Source organism: Nocardia flavorosea, from assembly GCF_015477805.1.
Classification (GTDB): Bacteria; Actinomycetota; Actinomycetes; order Mycobacteriales; family Mycobacteriaceae; genus Nocardia; species Nocardia flavorosea_A.
This window is the reverse complement of record NZ_JADLQL010000001.1, coordinates 163,190-185,488: the sequence shown is the minus strand read 5'-3', so window position 1 is coordinate 185,488 and position 22,299 is coordinate 163,190. Positions and strand designations below refer to the sequence as shown.

The window sequence follows — 22,299 nt, the reverse complement described above, 5'->3', positions numbered from 1 at the left end:
ATACGCGACGAGCCGCTATCAGCCCGCGCTCGAATTATCCGGCAGGAAGGTCGAGATCTCCGGGAAGAAGATCAGGAGCAGAACCACCGCGATCGCCATCGGCAGGAACCACAGCGAAGCGACGAAAACATCCTTCAACGGAATCTTGCGGCCGAGATTCACTTCGGGATCCTTGACGATCGAGTGGATCACCATCGCCAGCACACCGACGGGCGGCGACAGGATAGCCAGTTCGCCCATGAAGACCGTGAACGCGCCGAACCACAGCAGCGAGATATCCAGGCTCGCGAGTGTCGGGATCAGGATCGGGACGGTCAGCACCATCATCGGCAGCGGGTCCATGAACGCCCCGAGCAGCAGATAGACCACGACCATCAGCAGCAGGAACTCGACTCGACCGAGTTCCATCCCCGCAATCAGATCGGCGAAACCGTTGCTGATTCCACTCAAGGTCATCATCCGGGACAGTGCCTCGACGCCCAGCAGGAGCAGGAACACCGCACCCACGGTCGAGACCGTGCCCACGGCCCCGTCGGCGAGCGCCTGCAGCGCACCGCCGGTCTTCCGCTTCCACAGCAGCACCACACCCACCGAGCACAGTGCCGCGGCAGCGCCCGCCTCCGTCGCGGTGAAGATGCCCGAGAGCATGCCGCCCACGATCACCAGCATCAGTACCGGAACAGGCCATATCTGGGCGAGACTGGCGAGTTTTTCCTTGACGGGCACGCTTTCGGTGCTGCGGCCGCGGTTCGGTCCGGCCAGATCCTTACCGAATACCGCGAACAGGATGATGGCGAGAGTGAACAGAATCGCCACCAGGATGCCCGGGCCGATACCGGCGAGCAACTGTTTACCCACCGGGACCTCGGCGATCCCCGCGTACAGCACGAGCAGGATACTCGGCGGGATCAGCTGACCGGGGAGCCCAGCCACGATCACCGCGCCGATCGCGAGCCGCCGGTCGTAGCCGGCCTTGAGCATTTCGGGGATCCCGATCCGGCCGAGCGCATACGCCGTCCCGGTGGTCGAACCGCTCACGGTCGACAAGCCCGCCCCGGCCACATTGGTACCCACCGCCAAGCCGCCGGGGAGCCAGCCGAGCCAGTGCCGCGCCACCGCGTAGAGATTGGCGGTCAGACCGGACCGCCACATCAGCAGGCCCATCAGGACGAACATCGGCACCACGCTGAGGGTCCAGCTGGCCACCTGGTGGTACGGCAGTGATGACAGCGCACTGGCCACGGTTTTCTCACCGCGAAGGGCGTAGAGACCGGCGAACGACGGAATGATCATCGTCAGGGCGACCGGTAGCCGCAACAGCAGCAGAGTCAGCATCATCACCAGGGCCGCGACCCCGATCGCCTGCGGCTTCAGCGGCATGAACATCGCCGCGACCGCGCCGAGGAGCACCACGACGAGGACACCGAAAACGGACCACGAGCGGAGCAGGTGTTTACGGCTCGGCCCGACCGGTGGTGGGGTGAGGGGGCGGGTGCCCGCGTTCTCCGCGGGCGCAGCGGCGGTGGTCATTTCTTCTCCGAATCCGATGTCGTGCCGGCCGCGACCGTGGTGCTGTGCCCGGCCGGTATATCGGCGGCCACAGTGGCGTCCGCGGTTTCGTCCCCGTCCTGGGTGTCGTCTTCGGCACCGCGTAGCGCCCGCACAGCGGCGATGCCGAACTGGACGGTGAGTACGGCGAAAACGATCGGAACGAGGAACAGCACCGGCCACGACACGACCGTCGAGACACCCGCGGTCTGGCCGATATCCCGGGCGTGCAGGGCTTCCTCCAGGCCGAACCAGGCGAAACCGGCGGTCACGATCGACGCCAGGATGTATCCGCCGGACAGGACCGCCCGGCGTGCGGGCCGCGGGAAGTAGTGCGTGACCAGATCCGCGACGATGTGCTCGCCACGCGACTGGGCCGCCATGAAACCGAGCAGCGCGATGATCGGCAGGTAGATGTACTGCGTGATCTCGAGGGTGTTCTGGATGGGGCTCGAGGCGAACGCCCGGAGCAGGGCGTTGGCGGTCACATGGATCATCATGACGAAGAGCACGATGACTGCCGGGACCTCGATCAGGAGCCGCAGCCGGTTGGGCCGCGCGCCCGAAGCGCGCGCTGATGCGCTCATGTGAACTCCGCAGGATTTGAGGGATGGAACGCGGTGGCGGGTGGGTGTGACCACACGACGCGACCGCAGGTGCTTCGGCCGTGATGCACGTCACCGAAGTTGTGAATATCATTCGCCTGAATTCGTCCCAAGTCAAGCTTTCATGCGAATCATTTGCCTTGAAACCGGCGAGGCGGGTCTATTCGTGCACCACATACCGCCAGACGATCGGTTCCCGGCCGGATAACCGCCATTCGCCGAACGGTATCCGTCACACACCGCAGCCGGGGACACCGCACCGACCAGCGGAGTCCCCGGCTCGGGCCCGTGTCCGAGCGATACACGCTCGTCACGGCCGGGCACGGCGTCCGGTTGCCCTCGCGCCGTGCACGTTCTCCCGGGCCTTCACCAGCGGCGCCAGCACTCCGAGCGCCCTGGCCCGAACGATTGCGGCCGAGGCCGTGACAACGGCCACGTTCTCGGCCGCTACGGTGCCCGGCCGCGGCTCCACCGGCCCGTATAGGACCTACTCCGCGACAGCGCTCAGCTCGGTCGCGAACTTCTCCCGGGCCTGATCCTGGAGTGCCGGCAGATGGTAGCTGGGGAACAGGCCGTCGTGCGGTGTGGCGTCGCGCAGCAGCTGCCGGGCCAGACCGATCTTGTGGATTTCGGTGGCGCCGTCCGCGAGACCCATGTGGTACGCCTCGAACAGCCATTTCCCCAGCGGGAGTTCCTTGGATACGCCGAGCGAACCGTGCAGCTGCACGGCTCGGGAGGTCACATCCAGTAGTACCTTGGGCATCGCGGCCTTGACCGCCGCGATGTCGGCGATGACCTTCCGGTAGTCGTTCTCCTTGTCGATCCGCCACGCGGTCCGCAACACCAGCAGCCGGAACTGTTCGAGTTGCAGCCACGAATCGGCGATCATTTCCTGCACCAGCTGTTTATCGCCGAGCCGGCTGCCACGCGTGGTCCGTGAGACGGCCCGCTCGAGCATCATGTCCAGCGAACGCCGCACCAGGCCGACCGTGCGCATCGCATGGTGGATACGGCCGCCACCCAGCCGCGTCTGCGCCACCTCGAATCCCTGCCCGACCCCGCCGAGGATGTGATCCTTGGGGATCCGCACATCGGTCCACCGGGTGTAGGCATGAGTGCCGACCTCGTAATCGTGACCCCAGACGCCGGTATTGCGGACGATCTCGAGTCCCGGTGTCTCGGCGGGGACGATGAACTGCGACAGCCGCCGATGCGGTTCGGCCGCGGGGTCGGTGACGGCCATGACGATGAAGAACGAGGCGAAGCGGGCGTTCGAACCGAACCATTTCTCGCCGTTGATCACCCATTCGTCACCGTCGAGGACGGCGGTGGTCTCGAATTCGACCGGATTGGAACCGCCCTGCGGTTCGGTCATGGCATAACACGAAACGATCTTGTTCTCGATGAGCGGCGCGAGATACCGCTCCTTGAGTTCGGGCGTGCCGTAGTGCGCGAGGATCTCGGTGTTACCGGAATCGGGGGCCTGGCAGCCGAACACGATCGGGCCCGAATGGGTGCGTCCGACGATCTCGTTGAGTAGGGCCAGTTTCAGCTGACCGTACCCCTGACCGCCCAGTTCCGGCCCGAGATGCGTCGCCCACAGCCCCTTCTCCCGGACCTTGTCCTGCAGCGGCGGGATCAGCTTCTGACGCAGCGGGTCCCGCAGATCCCACGCATGGGTGATGACCTGGTCGATCGGCTCGACCTCCCGGGTGACGAATTCGTCGGCCCAGTCGAGCACCCGCTGGTACTCGGGGTCGGTCTCGAATCCCCAGCTCATATCCTGGTTCCTTTCTGAAAGAGGTCTGCGGGCGCGGTCAGCGCATCGCGGTGCGGCCGCCGTCGACCGGGATGATCGCGCCGGAGGTATAGGTGGAGCCCGGCCCGGCGAGATAGAGCGCGGCGCCGGCGATCTCGCCGGGATCACCCGCGCGGCCCAGCGGTAGCGCCTTCAGCTTCTCGGCGACCGCGTCCATATCCCAGGCCTTGCTGATATCGGTGAGGAACGGCCCGGCCATGATCGCGTTGACCCGCACCGCAGGCCCGTAGGCCTGCGCGAACCCCTTGGTCAGGATGTTCAGCCCGGCCTTGGCGGCCGCGTACGGCAGGTCGTCGAGGGTGGGGCGCTCCGAAGCGATCGAACTGATGTTGATGATCGAGCCGCCACCGGCGGCGGCCATCCGCGGCGCGATCAGGGTCGTCAGGCGGAACGCCCCCTTGAGGTTGACGTCGAAGACCTTGTCGAACAGCGCCTCGGAAATTTCCTCGAGGTTCGAGTACAGCGGGGACATCCCGGCGTTGTTGACCAGGACGTCGACTTTGCCGAACTCTTCGTAGACGCGCGTGACCAACCGGTCCTGCGCATCCCAGTCGCCGACATGGCAGGCGACGGGCAGCGCCCGGCGGCCGGTGGCCGCCGTGACCTGGGCGGCCAGCTTCTCGCAGCTGTCGATTTTGCGGCTGACGATGACCGTATCGGCGCCGGCCCACGCGAACGCGAGCACCATTTCGCGGCCGAGGCCGCGACTACCGCCGGTGACCAGCGCAACCTTGCCTTCCAAGGGAAGTGCCGGAGCCGTCATAGTTGTTCCTCCTTGTCGGGCGCGTTGTCGAGCGCGGACGTACTCATCAGCGCGGCGCCATCCGAATGGCACCGTCCAACCGGACGACCTCACCGTTCAGCATGGGGTTGGACAGGATATGCGCGGCCAAGGAGGCGAACTCCCGCGGATCGCCCAGGCGGCCGGGATGCGGAGTCTGAGCGCCCAGCGAAGCCTTCGCCTCGTCGTTCAGGCCCGCCAGCAGCGGGGTGTCGAACAGTCCGGGCGCAATGGATACGACGCGGATCGCCAGCGAGGCCAGATCCCGGGCCAGCGGCAGCGTCATCCCGGCGACACCGGCCTTCGACGCGGCGTATGCGGCCTGCCCGATCTGGCCCTCGAACGCGGCGACCGAGGCCGTCGTCACGATGACGCCGCGCTCTTCCCCGTCACGATCGAGTCGCGACATCCGTTCGGCCGCCAGCCGCACCACATTGAACGTACCGATCAGGTTGATCGTGACGACCCGGGTGAACACGTCGAGCGGGAAAACGCCCTGCCGGCCGACGACCCGCAGTGACCGGCCGGTTCCGGCGCAGCTCACGACCGCACGCAGTTCACCGAACTGCTCGGCCGCGTCGAGTGCCGCCGCCACCGCGGATTCGTCGGTGATATCGCCGGGCGCGAACAGGGCGTCCGCCCCGAGTTCCGCGGCGACTTCCGCCCCGTTCGACGTCGGCAGATCGAGCAGGACCACTTTCGAGCCCTGGGCGAGCAACTGCCGGGCGGTCGCCAGGCCGAGCCCGGACGCGCCCCCGGTGACGAGGGTGACCTTGCCGTTGATGTTCACGTGTATGCCTTTCGGTCAGAGACGTTCGATGAGCAGGGCGTTGGCCATACCGCCGTGTTCGCACATGGTCTGCAGGCCGTACCGGCCGCCGGTACGTTCCAGTTCGCCCACCATGGTGGCCAGCAGGCGCACGCCCGACGCCCCGATCGCGTGGCCGAGCGAGATGGCGCCGCCGGCGGGGTTGAGCCGAGCGGGGTCGGCGTCGAATTCGCGTGCCCAGGCCAGCGGTACCGACGCGAAGGCCTCGTTGACCTCGTAGACATCGATCTCGTCGAGGGTGCGGCCGGTGCGGTCGAGCAGTTTGCGGGTCGCGGGGATCGGCGCGGTGAGCATGTACAGCGGGTCGTCACCGGCGACCGTGAAGTCGATGAAACGTGCGCGCGGCGTGAGCCCGAGTTGCGCGGCCCGCTCCTCCGACATGATCAGGGTCGCGGCGGCCGCGTCGGTGAGCGGCGACGAGTTGCCCGGGGTGATCATCCAGCCCAGCCCGGGGAAACGCCGGTCCGACTCTTCGGAGTGGAACGACGCCCGCAGAGTGCCGAGGCTTTCCAGTGTGGTCGCCGCACGGATCGTTTCGTCGGTCTCGTGTGCCCCGCCGGCCACCGGCACGGGCACGATCTCGCGGTCGTAATGCCCGGCCGCGGCCGCGGCCGCCGCCCGCCGGTGCGATTCCAGCGCGTACCGGTCGACATCGTCACGGTTCAGCCCGTATTTCCGGGCGACCAGCTCGGCGGCCACCCCCTGACTGATCCAGCCCTCGGGGTAGCGCTGGGCGAGCCCGGTGCCGACCAGGTCGCGGCCCATCGGCGCGGTGCCCATCGGCACGCGGCTCATCGATTCCACCCCGCAGGCGATCACCACGTCGTAGGAACCCGCCAGCACGCCCTGCGCCGCGAAATGCACCGCCTGCTGGCTCGAACCACAGGCGCGGGTCACCGTCGTGGCCGGGGTGGATTCCGGCAGACCCGCCGCGAGCGCGGCGGAGCGGGTGATATTGCCGGCCTGTTCCGCGGCCTGGCTGACACAGCCGCCGATCACATCGTCGACGAGAACCGGATCCAGATCGTTGCGCGCCATCAGCGAGCGCAGGACCTCGGCCAGCAGATCGATGGGGTGGATATCGGACAGGGCGCCGCCGGCCTTGCCCTTACCGGACGCCGAACGGACGACGTCGACGAGCACGGCACTACGCATGGATCCTCCAGGAGAAGATGGAACAGATGATGAGCGAAACGGTCAGCGCGCGACCGACGACGCGGTGACCTGCGCGACGAGATCGCGGCGCACCAGTTTCCCGGTGGGTGTCTTGGGCAGCTCGTCCACGAACACGACTTCGTCCGGTGTCCGCGAACCCCGCAGGCGTTCCCGGCACCAGGCCCGGATGGCCGCCGTATCGGCGTGCTCGGACCCGGCCGGCACGATCACCGCACAGATCCGCTCGCCCCATTCGTCGTCCGGTACGCCGATAACGGCGACCTCACGCACATCGTTGTGGTGGACCAGCACATCCTCGATTTCGGCCGGGGCGATGTTCTCGCCGCCGCGGATGATGGTGTCGTCGGCGCGACCGCCGATATAGAGGTAACCGTCCTCGATGCGGGCGCGGTCGCGGGTGGGGAACCAACCGTCGGCGTCCAGTGCCGACCCCTTACCCATGTATTCGCCGCTGACCTGCGCGCCCCGCACCCACAGCAGTCCGGTTTCGCCCGGGGCCAGCACGGCGCCGTCCTCGTCCCGGATCTCGGCTTCCATTCCCGGTACCACCCGGCCCACCGACGACAGCCGGCCGCGCAACGCGGGATCGGCCATTGCCTCACGGTGATCGTCGGGGCCCAGCACCGCGATGGTCGAACTCGTTTCGGTCAGGCCGTAGGCATTGACGAATCCGGTCTCCGGGAAGGCGACGAGTGCGCGTTCGAGCACGGGTTGCGGCATCCGGGCGCCGCCGTAGGCCAGCGATACCAGGTCCGGGGCGTTACCGGGAGCGCCGTCCAGGTGCTCGACGACACGGGCGAGCATGGTCGGTACCACCATGGCACTGGTGATCCGCTCGCCGCGGACGATATCGAGCCAGCCCTGCGGAGTGAAGTCGGGCAGATGCACCATCCGGCGTCCCGCGTAGACATTGCTGAGCACGGCGCCCATTCCGGCGATGTGGTACGGCGGCGTGCTGACCAGGGTCGCGTCGTCCTCGGCGGCGGAGCCGAACTCCACGGTATTGAGCAGATAGGACAGCAGATGCTGGTGACGCAGCAGCACACCCTTGGGTGCGGAGGTGGTGCCGCTGGTGAACAGCACGATGGCGGTGGCGTCGTCGGGGGTGGGTTCGGTGGTGAGAGGTTCGGCCGTCCGGGCCAGTTCGAGGAACTCCGCGCTGGTCAGTACGGTCTCGGCGGCGCCGTCGAGTTTTTCCCGGTACGCGGGGTCGGCGACGATCAGCGGTCGTTCGAGTTGCCCGACGAGATCGCGCAGCTGGTCGGTGGCCAGCCGGTAGTTCATCGGCGCCAGCGGGACGCCGGCCCGCGCGGAGGCGAAGGTCAGCACCGGTAGTGCGGGGCCGTTGACGCCGACGAAAACCAGATGCGCGGCACCGTACCGGGCCAGGACCGCGGCGCCACCGGAGGCCACATCGCTGAGCTCCTGATAGGTCATCCCCGCATCACGCCGCCCGAGCGCGAGCCGCTCGGGAACAACCGATGCGGCCATGTCCAGAACCATTTCGATACCCATTGCACCACCTGGTGAGAACGCTTGGATTGTTGATATGCACCCGAGGTGCCGAGCCACGCGCGGCAGGAGACATTCGGGCCCGTCGCGGCTAACGATAACAACTATGCGCCCGAATATGAAAGAAATCATGACAATGGTTCGTAGGAATGTGTAGGCTCCCGTAGGTGGGTGCCTCCGGTCGCTGCGTGCGACGGCACCACCGTCACACGTCACACAGGGAAGGCATGAGGTGGATCGATGAGGGATCAGGACCCGGTGGACGTCACCGCACTGACGTCATGGCTCGACCGCAACGAGGTGGGCACCGGGCCCGTCACCGATATCGTCCCGTTGACCGGAGGCACCCAGAACATCCTGGTGAAATTCACTCGGAACGGCACCGACTACGTGTTCCGCCGCCCGCCGCTGCACAAACGCGGCAACAGCGACGAGACGATGCGCCGGGAGGCGCGCCTGCTCGCCGCGCTCGCGGGTAGCGAGGTGCCCCACCCCCGCCTCGTGGCCGCCTGCGACGACCTCGATGTCATGGGTTGCGTCTTCTTCGTCATGGAGGCGGTCGACGGGTTCACCGCCACCACCGAGGTCCCCGAACCGCATGCCTCGTCCGCCGAGATACAACATGCGATGGGCCTGTCCATGGTCGACAGCGCGGCCGCGCTCGGCTCGATCGATCCCGCCGTACTCGGCGAAGCCCAGCTCACCCGGGCCAACGGCTGGCTCGACCGGCAGGTCGGCCGCTGGCGGCGCCAGCTCGACTCCTATCACGAACTCGACGGATGGCCCGGGCCCGAACTCGACGGAGTCGACGAGATCGGCCGCTGGCTCGACGCGCACCGGCCCACGGCCTGGCGCAAGGGAATCATTCACGGCGATTACCACTTCGGCAATGTCATGTTCCGGCGCGACCGGCCCGCCGTGGCTGCTGTCGTCGACTGGGAACTGGGCACCGTCGGCGACCCCCTCCTCGACCTCGGCCACCTCCTCGCGACGTGGCCCGACCCCACCGAAACCCGCACGGTCGGGCTCGCCCGCCGGCTCGACGGGCTCCCCGGCCGCGCTGAACTCATCGCCCGTTACGGCGCCGTCAGCGGCCGGGATATGTCCGACTTCGACTGGTACCAGGTCCTCGCCTGCTACCGGCTCGCCATCATCCTCGAAGGCACCCATGCGCGCGCCTGCGCCGGGAAGGCCGACACCGCGCTCGGCCGCCGCTTCCACGGCGTTTCCCAGGCACTGCTCGACCAAGCCCGCGGGCTGGCCGGGACCCCGTCCGAGCCGGCCTGACCAGAAAAGGACTCATCATGACCGAAACCGTCCTCGATCCCGCCACTGACGTGGACTATCGATACCTGCGTTACGAAACGCACGACGAGGGCACGATCGTGCGAATCGTGTTGAACCGCCCGAAGTACCGCAATGCCCAGAATCGCGGGCTACTCGTGGAGCTCACCCACGCCTTCCTGCGGGCGGAGGCCGACGATACGGTGCGCGTGGTAATCCTGGCGGGCGACGGACCCGTGTTCTCCTCGGGCCACGACCTGGGTAGCTCCGATTACCGGGCCGAACGTGAGCCCGGACCCGATCAGCACTGGTCGTTCACCTGCACCGGGGCCACCCACGACGCCGTCGAATCGCGTTTCCACCAGGAGTGGCACTACTTCTACGAGAACACCCGGCGGTGGCGCAAACTCCGCAAGATCACCATCGCCGAGGTGCACGGCAACGTTTTCTCCGCTGCCCTCATGCTGGCCTGGGCCTGCGACCTGATCGTCGCCGCAGCGGGCACCCGGTTCGCCGACGTCGTCGCCACCCGGCTGGGTGTATGCGGTGTCGAATACTTCGGCCATCCCTGGGAATTCGGCCCGCGCAAGGCCAAAGAGCTACTACTCACCGGGGACAGCCTCGATGCCGAGGACGCACTGGCGCTGGGGATGGTGAACAAGATATTCCCGGCCGGCCAACTCACCGAGAACACCCTGGAATTCGCCCGCCGGATCGCGCGGGTGCCCAGTATGGCGGCCCTGCTGGTGAAGGATTCGGTGAACCAGAGTCAGGATGCGATGGGTTTCACCACCGCACTCGACGCCTGCTTCTCCATCCACCAGCTCAACCACGCGCAGTGGACACATCTGTCGGTCGGTAAATCCCCGGTCGGCACACCGGAATACGGTCTGCCCGATTGGAAGACAGCTCCGCCGGTGGAACGGGCCGATCCCTACCGGCCCTGACCGGATCGGGTAGCGCAGGATCTGCGCTACCCGATCCGATGCACGACCGAAGGCGAAGGCGCGCCGGGCACGCCTTCGCCTTCATCGTCACCGGACGCAATCGGCCCGTTTTCGATCGTCGCAGTACCCCGCCAGGAAGAGTCGCCGGCGATGAACGGCCCCTTTCGATTCCGCCGCGTTCAGCGCACAGGCCCGGATCACCGGCCGATCAGCCCCGGGTTCCCCAGGCGATCGGCGTATCGAGGACCTCAGGGTAGTTCTTCTCTTCGTATCGCCAGATCGCGTCGATATGCTCTTCCATCGCCGCAAGCGCCGCACCCGCGTCCCCGGCGGCCACCGCGTTGTAGATCTTCTCGTGGATATCGCAGGTCGCGACGCGATGACGTTCCGGGTACTCCATCCCCACCGCGGAGCCGTCGAGCATATCCAGCAGCGCATGGATCAGATAGCCGAACAGCGCGTTCCCGGACCCCTGCGCGATGGTGTCGTGGAAAACCCGGCTCATCTCGACGAAGATCTCCTCGTCGTCGATGTGCTCGCGCATATGGTCCACCGAATGTTTCAGGGTGGCGAGTTGTTCATCGCTGATCCGGTCGGCGGCGAGCCGGGCCATCATCGGCTCGAGCGCCGTACGGGCCTCGACGATGGTGCGGAACGGCGCATTCTCGAACTGCAGCAGCAGCGTAATGGCCGTCTGCAAACCCATACCGTCGGGTTGTTGCACGATCGGGCCGCCGCCGGGGCCGGGTTTGAGGGCGATAACTCCCTGGAGTTCCAGGAACCGCAACGATTCCCGCAGGGTTCCCCGGCCGATCTCGTACTCCTCGAGCATCAGCCGCTCCGGTGGCAGTTTGTCACCGACCTTGTTCCCGCGCTTGTTGATGCCCTCCACGATGCGCTGTGCGACCAACATCGCGGTCTTCTGTGGACGAAGCCCTGGCTGTCCCACTACACGTACCTCCATACGGTCAGGCCGCTCCCCCGCACCCACTGGAGTTCGAGCCCCGACAATCTATGATTATGTTTACCTCATTTGGTGTCCGAACACCATCCCGAATCGCCTCGTGTCCACCGCACATCCATCCGTCGACCGATCGCAGCGAACCGGCCCGCTGACAGTGGCGGCACGAGACGACTACCTCGGGTGTGCACCGGCGATCGCGTCCACGAGCCCCCATTCGAGTGCCTGCTGCGGGCCCAGCGCGGCCCCGGTGACGAACAGATGCAGTGCCCGCCAGCGGCCGATACGCCGGGGCACGCTCACGGTGCCGCCCGCACCGGGAATCAAACCCATGGCCACCTCGGGCAACCGGATCACCGTATCCGGGGCGGCGACGATACGTCCGGCAAAGGCCGAGACCTCGATCCCGGCTCCTACACAGTGGCCGTGCAACCGGACCTCGGTGCGCGCCGCCAGCCGGGCCATCGATCGGGCCGCCCCGCCGCGGGTCCGGATCAGATGAGCGGTCGCGGTATCGGGGGTGTGACCGAACTCGTCGAGATCCCCGCCGGAGCAGAACGAGGTACCGGCGCCGTCGAGCACGATCCGGCCGAACGTTTCCGCGAGCAGCGCCGTGCGCAACGCGTCGACCAGGGCATCGCGGAGTGCGGTGCCGTAGGCATTACGCCGCTCCGGGCGGTTCAACGTGATGCGGAGGGTATCACCGTCCGCGGTGAGGAGTACCGGATCGGTTTCGGGCGGCGGCGGTAGCGGGCGGCCCAGCCGGCGACGCTCCGCCAGCCAGCGGCCGAATTCCGGCCCGCCCTGAAGCGTGGAGTAGGCGAACGACTCCACATCGATGGCCGCCGGCACCGGCTGGCCCTCCGATGCGCGCACAACCTGCGCGGCGATACTCGCCGCCTGCGGATACCGCCGAACACAGTCGGCGAACTCGGCGACCGCATGCTCGGCCGAACCGGTCACGACGACCGCCCGGTCGGCCGGACCCGCTGCTTCGGCATAGGTCAGGTCGAGGGCGGAGGTCAGGGGTGCGAGTTCCGCTCCGATACCGCCGGAACAGAATCCCACCGCCGGCCCGCCGAGTGCCGGTATCCGTGCGGCCGCGGCCGTCGCGGTCGCCTCATCGGTATCGCTGAGATCGATCAGCAGCAGCGGTGCGAGCAACGTGTTCGCATCCAGGGCGAATTCGCCGGCGGTCCCCGCGGCCAGTTCCGCCGCTGCGAGGGTGCGAACTTCGATCCCCATACCCACCCTTCTGCTTGCGTTTTCCGGGCCGACTGCGCCGGGCCACACGAGATCCCGGTGCACAGTGAATCTATCGGACGCGGCATGACCGCCTATCGCCCGCGTACGAGTCCGCCGGGCCGGCAACCGAAACGAGAGCTCGTGCATCGACGGGCGACGACGATTTCGTGTCACAGTCGCATGAGCGCCCGCCTGTCTCCGGCCCGATGTGGTCGCGTATCGGCCGGGCCGCCTATCCGGCAACCGACGCACCCGGGGCGGCGGCCGCGAGCCGAGGCCACGTCCATGCGCGGCTGTACGGGAACGGATTGCGGCACCGGGCCCTGCTGCAGGCTACGTGCAACACCCGCCCGCGGAGCGGTGCGCCGGGTGAGGTGCGCGAAACTGAAGTGGTGAGTACCGACAACGACCGGACACCACCGGTGACCAGCGCTTCGATCATCGTGCTGACGCTGGCGCGGCGCGTGGAGAGCGAACTGAACGCGGGACTGGCCGCCTTGGACCTCACCGTCGGGCGCCTGGGCCTGCTCGGCCATATCTCCGGTGTCCCGGGAGCCTCCTTCAGTGAGCTTGCCCGGATGTCGGGAATCAGCGTGCAGAGTGCGCACACCGCGGTGAAGTCGCTCGCCGCCGCCGGACTCGTCCGTGACCGCACCGCCCGCGCGGGGTCGGCGTCGGCGATCGAACTCACCGAGGAGGGTGAGCGGCTGCTGCGGGCCGCTCAGGAGGTGGTCACCGCCGTGGACGAGCGACTGTTCGGAGCGGCGGCCGATCCGGTACAGCGCAGGATCGGCATTGCGGTCATCGACGCATTCCGGGGGATGCAGGCCTGATACCGGTCGATCCAGGAAGTGCCCGACACAGGTAACCTTCAGCCCACCTGAAAGTACTGCTAAGCTTCAGTCAACCTGAAGGTTGAGAGGGAGCTGTCCATGCATCATCTGCTGCTGTCGGTCCATGTTCTGGCGGCCATCGTTTTCGTCGGCGGTTCCGCCGTGGCGACCAGCTTGTTTCCCCGCTACGCACCGCTGGCCGCGACCACCGGCCCGGTATCGGAGCGCTCCCCCGCCGTCGCCGCCGTCCTGCACCGGATCACCGGCACCTACGCGCGGCTGGCCCTGATCGTCCCGGTCGCCGGCGTGGCGCTCGCCCTCCTCCAGGGCCGGATGGGCGAAATCTGGATCACCGCGGCCATCATCCTCACCGGCTGCGCGGCCGCGATCATCACCATGATCATCCATCCGATGCAGCGCGAGGCCATGGCGGTTGCGGGCGACGGCGCCCGGCTACGCACCCTGGGCATGCTCGCGGGCCTCTACAACGTGCTGTGGCTGATCGTCGTCGTCCTGATGATCATCCGCCCCGGCGCGCACCCGTGACCCCCACGGCCGGTGCCCGCAAAGGCGCTCGGCCGGCATGTTTTCGATCCCCCGAAACAAGGACCCGTTCGTATGAGCATCCGTCATTACCTGTATCGCGCGCCGTCCCTGTCCGCCGCGGAGGCGATCGAGGCCGTCCACGCCGGCGCCCTCATCGTCGATGTGCGCCGCATATTCGAATGGCACCGCAACCGTATCCCCGGCGCGGTTCATCTACCTCTGGAGCAGTTGACGGACAAATGCGCCGAACTACCCGAGGACCGGCTGCTGATCACCTTCTGCACGGGCGGCCTGCGGTCCTACGGGGCCGCCAACCTGCTGCGCGAGTACGGCTTCGACGCCAAAAACATGTCGGGTGGACTGATCGACTGGCGCGCCGCCGGCGGTGCACTGGAACCGGGACGATGACGTAATCGGCCACGTTTGCGGGCAGTCCGCCACCGGCAGGATGCGCCGACGTAGTGTCGGATATGCCACGGTGACAACGCACCACCCGACGGATGGACAGAACGGAAGTACCAGCCATGCCGAAGATCGTGCTGTTCGGAGCCACCGGATACACCGGTCGCCTGATCGCGCAGGCCCTGGCCGCCCACGGCGACGCACCTGTACTCGCCGGACGCAACGCATCTTCGCTCGCGAAGCTGGCCACCGGCGTAGGCGGCGCGGATACCGCGGTGGCCGACGTGACCGAACCTGCCTCGGTCCGCGCACTACTGGGCCGGGGCGATGTGCTGATCACCACCGTGGGTCCGTTCCTGCGCTACGGGCAGCCCGCACTGACAGCAGCTCTCGCGGCGGGCGCGCACTATTTCGACTCCACCGGCGAAGGGCCGTTCATCCGCACGGTGTTCGACCACGACGACGAGGCCCGCCGGGCGGGTGTCGCCCTGCTCACCGCGTTCGGGTTCGATTATGTGCCGGGCAATCTGGCCGCCGCGCTCGCGCTGGCCGAGGCGCCGGACGCCGTCCGCGCCGATATCGGCTATTTCATCGCCGACCCCGGCACCAGCGGCGGCACCCGAGCATCGATGGCGGGCATGCTGTTCGAAGACGGTTTCGCCCTGCGCGGTGGCCGGGTCGTTTCCCAGCGAACCGCGGCGCGGGTCCGCGATTTCGAGGTCGCGGGCCGCACCCGCACCGGGGCGTCGGTGCCGGGTTCGGAGCATTTCGCTCTCACCCGCTCGTATCCGCAACTCCGCGAAGCCGATGTCTATCTGGGCCTGCCCGGGCCCGCCGCACACGGCCTGCGGGCGACCTCGCTCATCACCGCCACGATCGCCGGTGTGGAGCCCGTCAAGCGATTGGCCGAATCAGCACTGACCCGCGTCGTCAAAGGGTCGACCGGCGGGCCGCCATCCACCGCCCGCGAGCGCACCCGCACCTGGGCTGTCGCGGACGTATCGGATGCCGCGGGCCGCAACCTGGCCTCCGTAACGCTCACCGGCGTGGACCCTTACGACTTCACCGCGGCGATCCTCGCCTGGGGCGCCCGGACCGCACTCGACGGTGGCCTGCTCGGCACCGGCGCCCTCGGTCCGGTCGAGGCGTTCGGCCTCGACGCACTCACCGCCGGCGCCACCGAGGCAGGTATTTCCCGGTAGATCGAAAATTCCGGCCCGACACACGCCGCACCGGCCGTGGCCGCTTCGGTGCGGTGTGCCACGGGCCGGTGACGGCGTCCTGGTTGCTCGTACAGCAGTACTCTCACTATTCGACAGGCAAGCGCCTCCTTTCCTCAGATGATGATGCCCAGCAGAGCCCACCCCAGACTCAGGGCCGCGCCCGCGGCCGCGGAGCCGAGGCCGATGATCGCGCTCATCACGTCCCTCACTTCCTCCGACAAAACACTCGAATTGTTCTCCGGTCGAGAAATCGCTCGAAACGACGAGGCCCGCGAACCCTTCGGTGGCAAATGGTCGGAACACCGTGTCCGGCAGGGCCATCGCCCGACGGGGCCCCCGGTTACGGGGAAAGTTCCCGTGTGCAGATTAGCATCTCGAAAAGTCCACGTCAGCACCTCACTCGCAGCGAACGACCCTCGCCCGAAAGCGTTTCACGCAATATGTCGCAGAAACACACCGCCAACACGGCGGTATTCGGCCGGTACTGCGAACCCTTGCAATGAGCTCACATTTCGACGGCATTGTCGCGCGGGTTTATCAGAACTGTTAGCCGGCGTACCGCCGGTATATAACGAAAAGGACGATACGACCGGAGAAAAAGCCTTATCTTCATCGAATGCCGACAACTCTCGGATATCAACCGCCGAAATGTGACACCAAGGGCCGGTATCCGAAAATCCCGTAGCCCGAAGTTTTCCCGAATCGCGCCGAAAAGCGAGCGTAGACGTTTTCGCAATACAGCTCGCCTCGCACCGCTGCCCAGCCTCCGTCTCCCGTCGACAGCCCGCCATCCCGGTTCCGCCGTCGCACACAGTGCGCAGCGGCTGCACCGCCGACAGTCAGTTCCCAGGTCCGCGGTAGACAACCAGCGGGCCCTGAGCCCGGTGCAGCAGATTCTGCGTGGTGGAACCGAGCAGCGCACCGCGCAACCGCCCGCGGCCCTTGTGGCCGACGACCAGCAACTGCCCCTCGTCGAGCGCCCGCAGCAGTTCGCGGACGGCCGAACCGCGCCGGGACCGTTCTACCACGGGGACACCGGGAAATTTCTTCCGATACGGCGCGACGATCGTCGACAGTATCCCGGCCTCCGCGCGGGCGATGGTCTCCCAGTCGACGGTCATCGCACTCGGCCCGAACACCTGCATCGCCGTGGGAACGGAATCCCCGGCCGCCGCGCTGTCGGTCCACGTCCGCACGGGGACGACCGGGACGGAGAACAGCTGCGCCCAGGCGAAGGCGAGTTCGGTGGCCCCGGCCGACAGCGGGCTGCCGTCGCAACCCACCACGATCGGCCGATCGTCCAGGGACGGATTCGCAGGATCGCCGCGCCACACCGCGACCGGGCACTGCGCCTGATCGACCACGCGCAGTGCGGTCGAACCGAGTATCCATCGTTCGACCGCGCCGGCGCCGGTCGCCCCGATAACGATCATCGCGGCGCCCCGGGCCGCTTTCAACAGCCCCGCGGCGGGCGGCTCACTATCGGCGACCGAGGTCAGTCCGATACCGGGCGCCCACCGGCGCACCGCGGCTTCGGCGCTGGTCAGCAGTTCCGAGCGATACGCGCGATACCGTTCGGCCAGCTCGGCGGGGGTCATCGCGATCTCGGGCATCGGCCCCGGAGCCGGGGAGGAATGCACCAGACGCAGCGGCAGCGCGAGCTTCGCGGCGAAGGCGGTGGCCCATTCTGCGGCGGCCAGCGAGGTCTCGGATCCGTCGACGCCCACCACGATGTGGCTGCCCGCGGGGATTGGCTGCATCCGTCCTACCTTCCGTTCAGCGTGGCGCGGTCACTCTCCGATGACAACCCCCGGTCGAACGCCCCCGACCGGCGCGCAGGCCGATCCCCGACTCCCAGGATAGGAGTCCGTCGACGTCGGACGGGCGGCCGACACGCAGCGGCGTCCCGGCCTATGGCAGCGACAGATCCTGCGGCGAATCGGACAACACCGGCCGCTCACGGCGGTCGGCGGTGAGCTGTACAGCACTGCCCGGACTCGTTCAGCGGCTCGGCCCACCGCCGCCCCGGTACCCGCCGTCCGCCGGTCCACCCCCCGGTCCGCGCGGACCCGGTGGCGGGCCGCCGTACTCCTGCGGTCCGCCGGGACCCGTTCCGGCCGCCCGGTCCACGGCGACCGAACCGGAGGACCACAAAAACGAGCACCGGAATGCCGATCACCACCGCCGCCACGCCCGCGATGACGAGGAGCCAGGTCAGATACCGGGTTAGTTGCAGGACTTTGTCGGACCCGGGCGGCGGCTCGTGCACCGGAGTGCCGGCCTGCGCCAGGATATCGAAGGCGGTTGCAAGAAGCATTGTGCGACAGCCGATCTGCTAAGCGTAGAAACCCCGCCAACGATCGTATCGACATCCTCCGTCCGTGTGAATGCCCGCCGGTAATCGATCGGCGGCTCCCCGGACAGACGCGCCCGCGGAAAGCCGGTCCGCGGACCGGCCGCGCGAACGGCACGGTACGGTCAGCCCGCGGTCTTGCCGTTGTCCGCGAGATACACCGCGCCGTGGACCGCGGAGGCGTCGTCACTGGCCAGGAAAGCGATCACCGCGGCGACCTCTTCCGGCCCGCTCATCCCCCGCGGAGACGCGACCCGCATGACCAGGTTCGGGTCGGCGCCGTCGGGCAGGGTGAACCCGGTGACCTGCGGGGTCAGCATGCCGCCGGGGCAGACCGCGTTCACCCGGAGGCGCTCCGCGGTGAACTCGACCGCGAGCGCCCGGGTCAGACCGACCAGACCGTGCTTGGCGGCGCAGTAGCCCGCCGAATACGCCTGGCCTTCGACCCCGGCGATGGAGGCGACGTTGACGATATTGCCGCCGTTCTCCAGCAAGTGCGGAAGGGCGGCACGGCACAGGTAGAACGGGCCGTTGAGGTTCACCGCGAGGTCGTGCGCCCAGTCCTCGTCGGTGACGTCGCCGGTGCGGCGCATGCGATGCGTGCCCGCGACGTTGACCAGGATGTCCAGGCGGCCGAATGCGCCGACGCAGTCCTCGACCATCGACCGGCATGTCTGCGCGGTCGCGATATCACCGGTGCCGAACCGGCCACCGGGCACCTCGGCGAATACTTCGGCCAGCCGGGTTTCGTCGCGCGCCACGCCGAAGACCTGGGCCCCACGATCGGCGAACAGCCGGGCGACCGCCGCCCCGAGCCCGGACGAGGCACCCGTCACCAGCGCCACTTTCCCCGCCAAACTACTCATTTCGACTTCCTCGGCTCGATTTTCTCCGCTCACCGGGTGCGAGCGATGACATGTTCGGCGAACCGGGACAGGTTCGCGATCTTCGTGTCCAGGCTCTCGGTGTCCTGCTCGCGGCCGTAGGGGTCGCGGAAGCCGACGATCACATCGGTGACGCCCTTGTCCTCGAGGCGTTTCACGCCGTCGACGGTGAAACCGTCCAGCGAGCTGACGTGGATTTCGAAATCCTCGCGGGTGCCGTATTCGGCGCGCAGGGTCGCGAGTTCGGCGAGCAGCCGGTCGAGTTCGGCCGGATCGCCGCCCGCGTGCATCCAGCCGTCCCCGCGTTGCGCGGCCCGGCGCAGGGCGGGTTTGCTGTGCCCGCCGATGAGTAGCGGAATCGGTTCGGTGGGTACGGGTGAGATCTTGATCGGCGGCAGATCGTAGAACTCGCCATGGAATTCGAAGTAGCCGCCGGCGGTGAGTCCGCGGACGATATCGAGGCATTCGTCCATCCGCTTACCGCGCTTCTCGAACGGCACATCGAAGATCTCGAAATCGTCGGGCCACGGGCTGATCCCGACGCCCAGGCCGAGGCGGTTACCACTGAGCGCCGCCACCGACGCCGCCTGCTTGGCGACCAGCACCGGCGGCCGGATCGGCAGTTTCAGCACAAAGGGGGTGAGCCGCAGGGTGGTGGTTGCGGCGGCCAGCGCGGCGGCGAGGACGAAGGTTTCGACGAACGGCTTGTCCTCCAGGAACTCCCTGCTGCCGTCCGGAGTGTAGGGGTAGGTGGAATCGGAGTCGCGGGGGTAGGCGATGCTGTCGGCGAGGACCATCGAGGTGTACCCCGCGGCCTCGGCCGCCTGTGCCAGCGGCACGTAGTAGGAGGGGTCGGTCATGGTCTCGGCGTAGGTGAACCTCATGGGTCGGCCTTTCTGCACTCGGCTTCGGGTGGCCGTTTCGTCTGGGCAAAATTAGAACACGTGCTACTTTTTCGCCATGGCGAAACTGATCATCGCCCTGCACGGCGCAGATCTCGGCGACCGGTTCCACGTACCGGAATTCCGGGAAACGCTGGCTGCCGCCGGCGCGAACGCGGTGCAGGTGAACATCGACGATGCCGACGTCGCGCCCGCGTCGATGCGGTTCGGCCCCGGTGAACCGATCACCGCGCTCGTCTCGGTATGGACCGAGGGCGATCCCGCTACGATCGTCGCCGCGATGGCCGACACCACCGGAGAGCGGGCACCCCACGCCTATCGCGTGCACGAGAACATCCGCCTCGACCCGATGCCGGTCCCCGACGGCACCCGCTTCGACGCCCTGGCCAATATCGCCCTACTGCGCAGGCCCGCGTCGATGCCGCGGACACAATACCTGCAGTACTGGCAGGTGCAGCACACCCCGATCGCCATCCGCACCCAGAACACCGTCGCCTACATCCAGAACACCGTCGACGAGAAACTCACGCCCTCGGCACCGGATGTCGCGGCCATCGTCGAGGAACATTTCCCCATGGGCGCGATGACCGACCCGCACACGTTCTACGGCAGCGGCGGTGACCAGGCCGAACTGCAGCGCCGGATCACCGAGCTCATGGCCAGCGTCGCACGGTTCGGTGCCGATAAAGGGTTGGACCTGGTACCCACCAGCCGATACCAGTGGTCTCTCCGACGCTGACCCGGGCGCCGGCTCCGTCAACCCAGAGCTGCCTGCATGGCGACACCGTCGACGTAGGAATGCTTCTCCTTGACCGCGCCGTCCTCGACCAGCACGAAATCCGCGAGATCGACGCATACGTCCCGGCCCGTTGCCGAAGTACCGGTCAGCTGCCACCGCACCACCCAGAAATCCGCGCCGACCCGGAGCGAGAGCTCACGGAAGGTCAGGTCCGGGACCAGAGCGAAGGTCCCCGCCGCGGCCTCGCGGATGGCGGCCCGGCCCCGGGCGGGTTCCTGGCCCGAATGCAGATGGAATACCGAGTCGGTGGTGTGGAGTGCGACGATCCGGTCGGGGTCGCGGTCGGCCCAGCAGGCGTGGTAACGCTCGAACAGTTCACGGGTTGCTGTGGTCACGGCGATAACTCCGATCGATCGACGTCCGCGATGGCGGCGGCAGTGAATGCCCAGTATCGGCGGAGGCCGCTCGGCGCAGCGATGGGCGCGAGCCCTCACTTCGACCGGCTCCGTTGTGCACGCGCACTGCCGGCGCTACGTTGAGCGGTAGTGAGCCAGGACACACACTTCGAGAAGTCGCGCCTCCCGCGTGATCTCCACGCCGATTCGACGGCGATCACCGAACTGGTGACCGCCCGGATCGAGCACGACGATATCGACTACGGCACCGCCGCACTCGGCCACGACGAACTGATCGCGCTGGTCGCCGACTGTTGCGCGGCATGGCTGGACGCGCTCGCCGAGGTCCCGTATTCCCTCGAACCCGCTCGCCGAGCCGGGCGGCTCAAGGCCGAGCGCGGTATTCCGCTGGAAAGCCTGCTGCACGCGTTCCGCGTGGCGGGGCTGGTGTTCTGGGAGATCATCGTCGAATCCGCCGACGGCCATGACCGCGCCGCGCTCCCCCGGCTGTCCACGCTGGTGTGGGCCACTGTCGACGCCTATTCGGTCGCGGCTGCCGACACCTACCGGCGCGTGGTCGCGGGCGGGACCACACCCCCCGGGCAGGGCATGCTGCGCGCGCTACTCGATCCTGGCCTACCGCCTGGCCAACGCGCCGAACTCGGCCGCCGGATGGGCCTTTCCCCCCGAGCCGTTGCGGTCGTCCTGGTCGGCGATGTCCACCTCGACGCGGCCGGAGTCGTCACCGCGTCGACCGTTCTCGGCGACGAACTGATCACCCTGGTCGCCGCCGGCGCACCGGCCACACTCGAGCGAGCGCTTCGGACAGTGCGCGCACGTGCAGGGGCCAGCCGGCCCTTCACCGACCTCGCCGCCGCGCCCACCGCGCTCGACCAGGCACGTTTCGCGCTGCGATGCGCGGGCCCCACCGAGACCGGGCTCCACAGCTACGGCTCCGCGCCGGAACGTGCCCTGATCGCCGCGAACCCGGAGCTGGCGTCGGATGTTTTCGGCGACCTGCTCGCCGCTTTCGATCGACTCGATCCCGAGGACTGCGGGCTGCTCATCGACACCGCCATGGCCTGGTACGCCCTCGGTGGCTCCAGCACCGCGGTGGGAAAGCGTCTGCATCTGCACCGCAACACAGTCCGGCACCGTCTCGAGCGAATAGAACGACTCACCGGAAAAGCATTCGCCTCGCCCGCCGACGCGGCGCTGCTGTATCTGGCGCTGCACACTCGGTTGCTCCGGGCAGCTGACGGCCGATCGGTTCCGGTCTCGGCACCGCCACGAGACGGGAGTCGCGCGGACTGAT

Annotated in this window: 21 protein-coding genes; 8 read left to right on the top strand and 13 right to left on the bottom strand. The window is 67.8% G+C overall.

Features of this window, described 5'->3' with window-relative positions; translation table 11 throughout:
- Positions 1 to 18: 18 nt before the first annotated feature.
- The 7 genes from IU448_RS00860 to IU448_RS00830 all read right to left on the bottom strand — a co-directional run bounded on the left by IU448_RS00860 (position 19) and on the right by IU448_RS00830 (position 8,273).
- On the bottom strand, positions 19 to 1,530 hold the full coding sequence (locus IU448_RS00860; protein ID WP_195053579.1) for a TRAP transporter large permease: 1,512 nt from the start codon (positions 1,528 to 1,530) through the stop codon (positions 19 to 21).
- The gene (locus IU448_RS00855; RefSeq protein WP_228811974.1) at positions 1,527 to 2,135 is read right to left on the bottom strand and encodes a TRAP transporter small permease; all 609 of its coding nucleotides are present in this window, start codon (positions 2,133 to 2,135) and stop codon (positions 1,527 to 1,529) included. The genes IU448_RS00860 and IU448_RS00855 overlap by 4 nt, the downstream gene beginning before the upstream one ends.
- A gap of 505 nt (positions 2,136 to 2,640) precedes the next feature.
- Positions 2,641 to 3,933 carry an acyl-CoA dehydrogenase family protein gene (locus IU448_RS00850; RefSeq protein ID WP_195053578.1) on the bottom strand — a complete coding sequence of 431 codons (1,293 nt, stop codon included), beginning with the start codon at positions 3,931 to 3,933 and terminating at the stop codon, positions 2,641 to 2,643.
- A 37-nt stretch (positions 3,934 to 3,970) separates the two neighbouring features.
- Positions 3,971 to 4,735, bottom strand: a complete 765-nt coding sequence (locus IU448_RS00845; protein ID WP_195053577.1) for an SDR family NAD(P)-dependent oxidoreductase — start codon at positions 4,733 to 4,735, stop codon at positions 3,971 to 3,973.
- Between the two features lie 46 nt (positions 4,736 to 4,781).
- Positions 4,782 to 5,543 carry an SDR family NAD(P)-dependent oxidoreductase gene (locus IU448_RS00840; RefSeq protein WP_195053576.1) on the bottom strand — a complete coding sequence of 254 codons (762 nt, stop codon included), beginning with the start codon at positions 5,541 to 5,543 and terminating at the stop codon, positions 4,782 to 4,784.
- A gap of 15 nt (positions 5,544 to 5,558) precedes the next feature.
- Positions 5,559 to 6,737 carry a thiolase family protein gene (locus IU448_RS00835; protein WP_195053575.1) on the bottom strand — a complete coding sequence of 393 codons (1,179 nt, stop codon included), beginning with the start codon at positions 6,735 to 6,737 and terminating at the stop codon, positions 5,559 to 5,561.
- Positions 6,738 to 6,779: 42 nt separating this feature from the next.
- On the bottom strand, positions 6,780 to 8,273 hold the full coding sequence (locus IU448_RS00830; protein ID WP_195053574.1) for a class I adenylate-forming enzyme family protein: 1,494 nt from the start codon (positions 8,271 to 8,273) through the stop codon (positions 6,780 to 6,782).
- 237 nt (positions 8,274 to 8,510) lie between these two features.
- Between IU448_RS00830 and IU448_RS00825 the strand changes: the two genes are divergently transcribed.
- Positions 8,511 to 9,557, top strand: coding sequence for a phosphotransferase family protein (locus tag IU448_RS00825; RefSeq protein ID WP_195053573.1), 1,047 nt, complete (start codon positions 8,511 to 8,513; stop codon positions 9,555 to 9,557).
- Between the two features lie 17 nt (positions 9,558 to 9,574).
- Positions 9,575 to 10,501, top strand: a complete 927-nt coding sequence (locus IU448_RS00820) for an enoyl-CoA hydratase (protein WP_195053572.1) — start codon at positions 9,575 to 9,577, stop codon at positions 10,499 to 10,501.
- A gap of 208 nt (positions 10,502 to 10,709) precedes the next feature.
- Here IU448_RS00820 and IU448_RS00815 read toward each other — a convergent pair whose 3' ends face one another.
- Together IU448_RS00815 and IU448_RS00810 are read right to left on the bottom strand one after the other, a co-directional pair.
- Positions 10,710 to 11,414, bottom strand: coding sequence for a FadR/GntR family transcriptional regulator (locus IU448_RS00815; protein WP_195053571.1), 705 nt, complete (start codon positions 11,412 to 11,414; stop codon positions 10,710 to 10,712).
- Positions 11,415 to 11,636: 222 nt separating this feature from the next.
- Positions 11,637 to 12,707: an enoyl-CoA hydratase/isomerase family protein gene (locus tag IU448_RS00810; RefSeq protein WP_195053570.1), complete on the bottom strand. Its 1,071-nt coding sequence runs from the start codon at positions 12,705 to 12,707 to the stop codon at positions 11,637 to 11,639.
- Positions 12,708 to 13,099: 392 nt separating this feature from the next.
- On the opposite strand from IU448_RS00810, the gene IU448_RS00805 reads away from it, so the two are divergent.
- From IU448_RS00805 to IU448_RS00790, 4 genes are all read left to right on the top strand, one after another.
- Positions 13,100 to 13,540, top strand: a complete 441-nt coding sequence (locus IU448_RS00805) for a MarR family winged helix-turn-helix transcriptional regulator (RefSeq protein WP_195053569.1) — start codon at positions 13,100 to 13,102, stop codon at positions 13,538 to 13,540.
- A 99-nt stretch (positions 13,541 to 13,639) separates the two neighbouring features.
- Entirely contained in the window at positions 13,640 to 14,086 is a 447-nt protein-coding gene (locus tag IU448_RS00800; RefSeq protein WP_195053568.1) for a hypothetical protein, read from the top strand.
- 72 nt (positions 14,087 to 14,158) lie between these two features.
- Complete coding sequence (locus tag IU448_RS00795) at positions 14,159 to 14,494, top strand: rhodanese-like domain-containing protein (protein WP_195053567.1); 336 nt, start codon at positions 14,159 to 14,161, stop codon at positions 14,492 to 14,494.
- 116 nt (positions 14,495 to 14,610) lie between these two features.
- The gene (locus IU448_RS00790; RefSeq protein ID WP_195053566.1) at positions 14,611 to 15,690 is read left to right on the top strand and encodes a saccharopine dehydrogenase family protein; all 1,080 of its coding nucleotides are present in this window, start codon (positions 14,611 to 14,613) and stop codon (positions 15,688 to 15,690) included.
- Between the two features lie 860 nt (positions 15,691 to 16,550).
- Here the strand turns inward: IU448_RS00790 and IU448_RS00785 are convergent.
- The 3 genes from IU448_RS00785 to IU448_RS00775 all read right to left on the bottom strand — a co-directional run bounded on the left by IU448_RS00785 (position 16,551) and on the right by IU448_RS00775 (position 19,832).
- Positions 16,551 to 17,471, bottom strand: coding sequence for a universal stress protein (locus IU448_RS00785; protein ID WP_195053565.1), 921 nt, complete (start codon positions 17,469 to 17,471; stop codon positions 16,551 to 16,553).
- A gap of 718 nt (positions 17,472 to 18,189) precedes the next feature.
- Positions 18,190 to 18,930: an SDR family NAD(P)-dependent oxidoreductase gene (locus IU448_RS00780; RefSeq protein ID WP_195053564.1), complete on the bottom strand. Its 741-nt coding sequence runs from the start codon at positions 18,928 to 18,930 to the stop codon at positions 18,190 to 18,192.
- Positions 18,931 to 18,959: 29 nt separating this feature from the next.
- Positions 18,960 to 19,832, bottom strand: coding sequence for a TIGR03619 family F420-dependent LLM class oxidoreductase (locus tag IU448_RS00775; RefSeq protein WP_195053563.1), 873 nt, complete (start codon positions 19,830 to 19,832; stop codon positions 18,960 to 18,962).
- Positions 19,833 to 19,908: 76 nt separating this feature from the next.
- On the opposite strand from IU448_RS00775, the gene IU448_RS00770 reads away from it, so the two are divergent.
- On the top strand, positions 19,909 to 20,589 hold the full coding sequence (locus IU448_RS00770; RefSeq protein ID WP_195053562.1) for a hypothetical protein: 681 nt from the start codon (positions 19,909 to 19,911) through the stop codon (positions 20,587 to 20,589).
- Between the two features lie 17 nt (positions 20,590 to 20,606).
- On the opposite strand, the gene IU448_RS00765 is transcribed toward IU448_RS00770, so the two are convergent.
- Positions 20,607 to 20,984: a nuclear transport factor 2 family protein gene (locus tag IU448_RS00765; protein ID WP_195053561.1), complete on the bottom strand. Its 378-nt coding sequence runs from the start codon at positions 20,982 to 20,984 to the stop codon at positions 20,607 to 20,609.
- A gap of 150 nt (positions 20,985 to 21,134) precedes the next feature.
- Between IU448_RS00765 and IU448_RS29490 the strand changes: the two genes are divergently transcribed.
- Entirely contained in the window at positions 21,135 to 22,298 is a 1,164-nt protein-coding gene (locus IU448_RS29490; protein WP_195053560.1) for a PucR family transcriptional regulator, read from the top strand.
- Position 22,299: the final 1 nt, after the last annotated feature.

What these genes read in the sequence shown, in the direction of transcription:
- IU448_RS00830 (WP_195053574.1), bottom strand. Translation starts at nt 8,273, where the DNA reads ATGGGTATCGAAATGGTTCTGGACATGGCCGCATCGGTTGTTCCCGAG.
- IU448_RS00770 (WP_195053562.1), top strand. Translation starts at nt 19,909, where the DNA reads ATGGCGAAACTGATCATCGCCCTGCACGGCGCAGATCTCGGCGACCGG.
- IU448_RS00820 (WP_195053572.1), top strand. Translation starts at nt 9,575, where the DNA reads ATGACCGAAACCGTCCTCGATCCCGCCACTGACGTGGACTATCGATAC.
- IU448_RS00785 (WP_195053565.1), bottom strand. Translation starts at nt 17,471, where the DNA reads ATGCAGCCAATCCCCGCGGGCAGCCACATCGTGGTGGGCGTCGACGGA.
- IU448_RS00835 (WP_195053575.1), bottom strand. Translation starts at nt 6,737, where the DNA reads ATGCGTAGTGCCGTGCTCGTCGACGTCGTCCGTTCGGCGTCCGGTAAG.
- IU448_RS00800 (WP_195053568.1), top strand. Translation starts at nt 13,640, where the DNA reads ATGCATCATCTGCTGCTGTCGGTCCATGTTCTGGCGGCCATCGTTTTC.
- IU448_RS00850 (WP_195053578.1), bottom strand. Translation starts at nt 3,933, where the DNA reads ATGAGCTGGGGATTCGAGACCGACCCCGAGTACCAGCGGGTGCTCGAC.
- IU448_RS00815 (WP_195053571.1), bottom strand. Translation starts at nt 11,414, where the DNA reads ATGTTGGTCGCACAGCGCATCGTGGAGGGCATCAACAAGCGCGGGAAC.
- IU448_RS00860 (WP_195053579.1), bottom strand. Translation starts at nt 1,530, where the DNA reads ATGACCACCGCCGCTGCGCCCGCGGAGAACGCGGGCACCCGCCCCCTC.
- IU448_RS00780 (WP_195053564.1), bottom strand. Translation starts at nt 18,930, where the DNA reads ATGAGTAGTTTGGCGGGGAAAGTGGCGCTGGTGACGGGTGCCTCGTCC.
- IU448_RS00795 (WP_195053567.1), top strand. Translation starts at nt 14,159, where the DNA reads ATGAGCATCCGTCATTACCTGTATCGCGCGCCGTCCCTGTCCGCCGCG.
- IU448_RS00825 (WP_195053573.1), top strand. Translation starts at nt 8,511, where the DNA reads ATGAGGGATCAGGACCCGGTGGACGTCACCGCACTGACGTCATGGCTC.
- IU448_RS00855 (WP_228811974.1), bottom strand. Translation starts at nt 2,135, where the DNA reads ATGAGCGCATCAGCGCGCGCTTCGGGCGCGCGGCCCAACCGGCTGCGG.
- IU448_RS00790 (WP_195053566.1), top strand. Translation starts at nt 14,611, where the DNA reads ATGCCGAAGATCGTGCTGTTCGGAGCCACCGGATACACCGGTCGCCTG.
- IU448_RS00775 (WP_195053563.1), bottom strand. Translation starts at nt 19,832, where the DNA reads ATGAGGTTCACCTACGCCGAGACCATGACCGACCCCTCCTACTACGTG.
- IU448_RS00845 (WP_195053577.1), bottom strand. Translation starts at nt 4,735, where the DNA reads ATGACGGCTCCGGCACTTCCCTTGGAAGGCAAGGTTGCGCTGGTCACC.
- IU448_RS00810 (WP_195053570.1), bottom strand. Translation starts at nt 12,707, where the DNA reads ATGGGGATCGAAGTTCGCACCCTCGCAGCGGCGGAACTGGCCGCGGGG.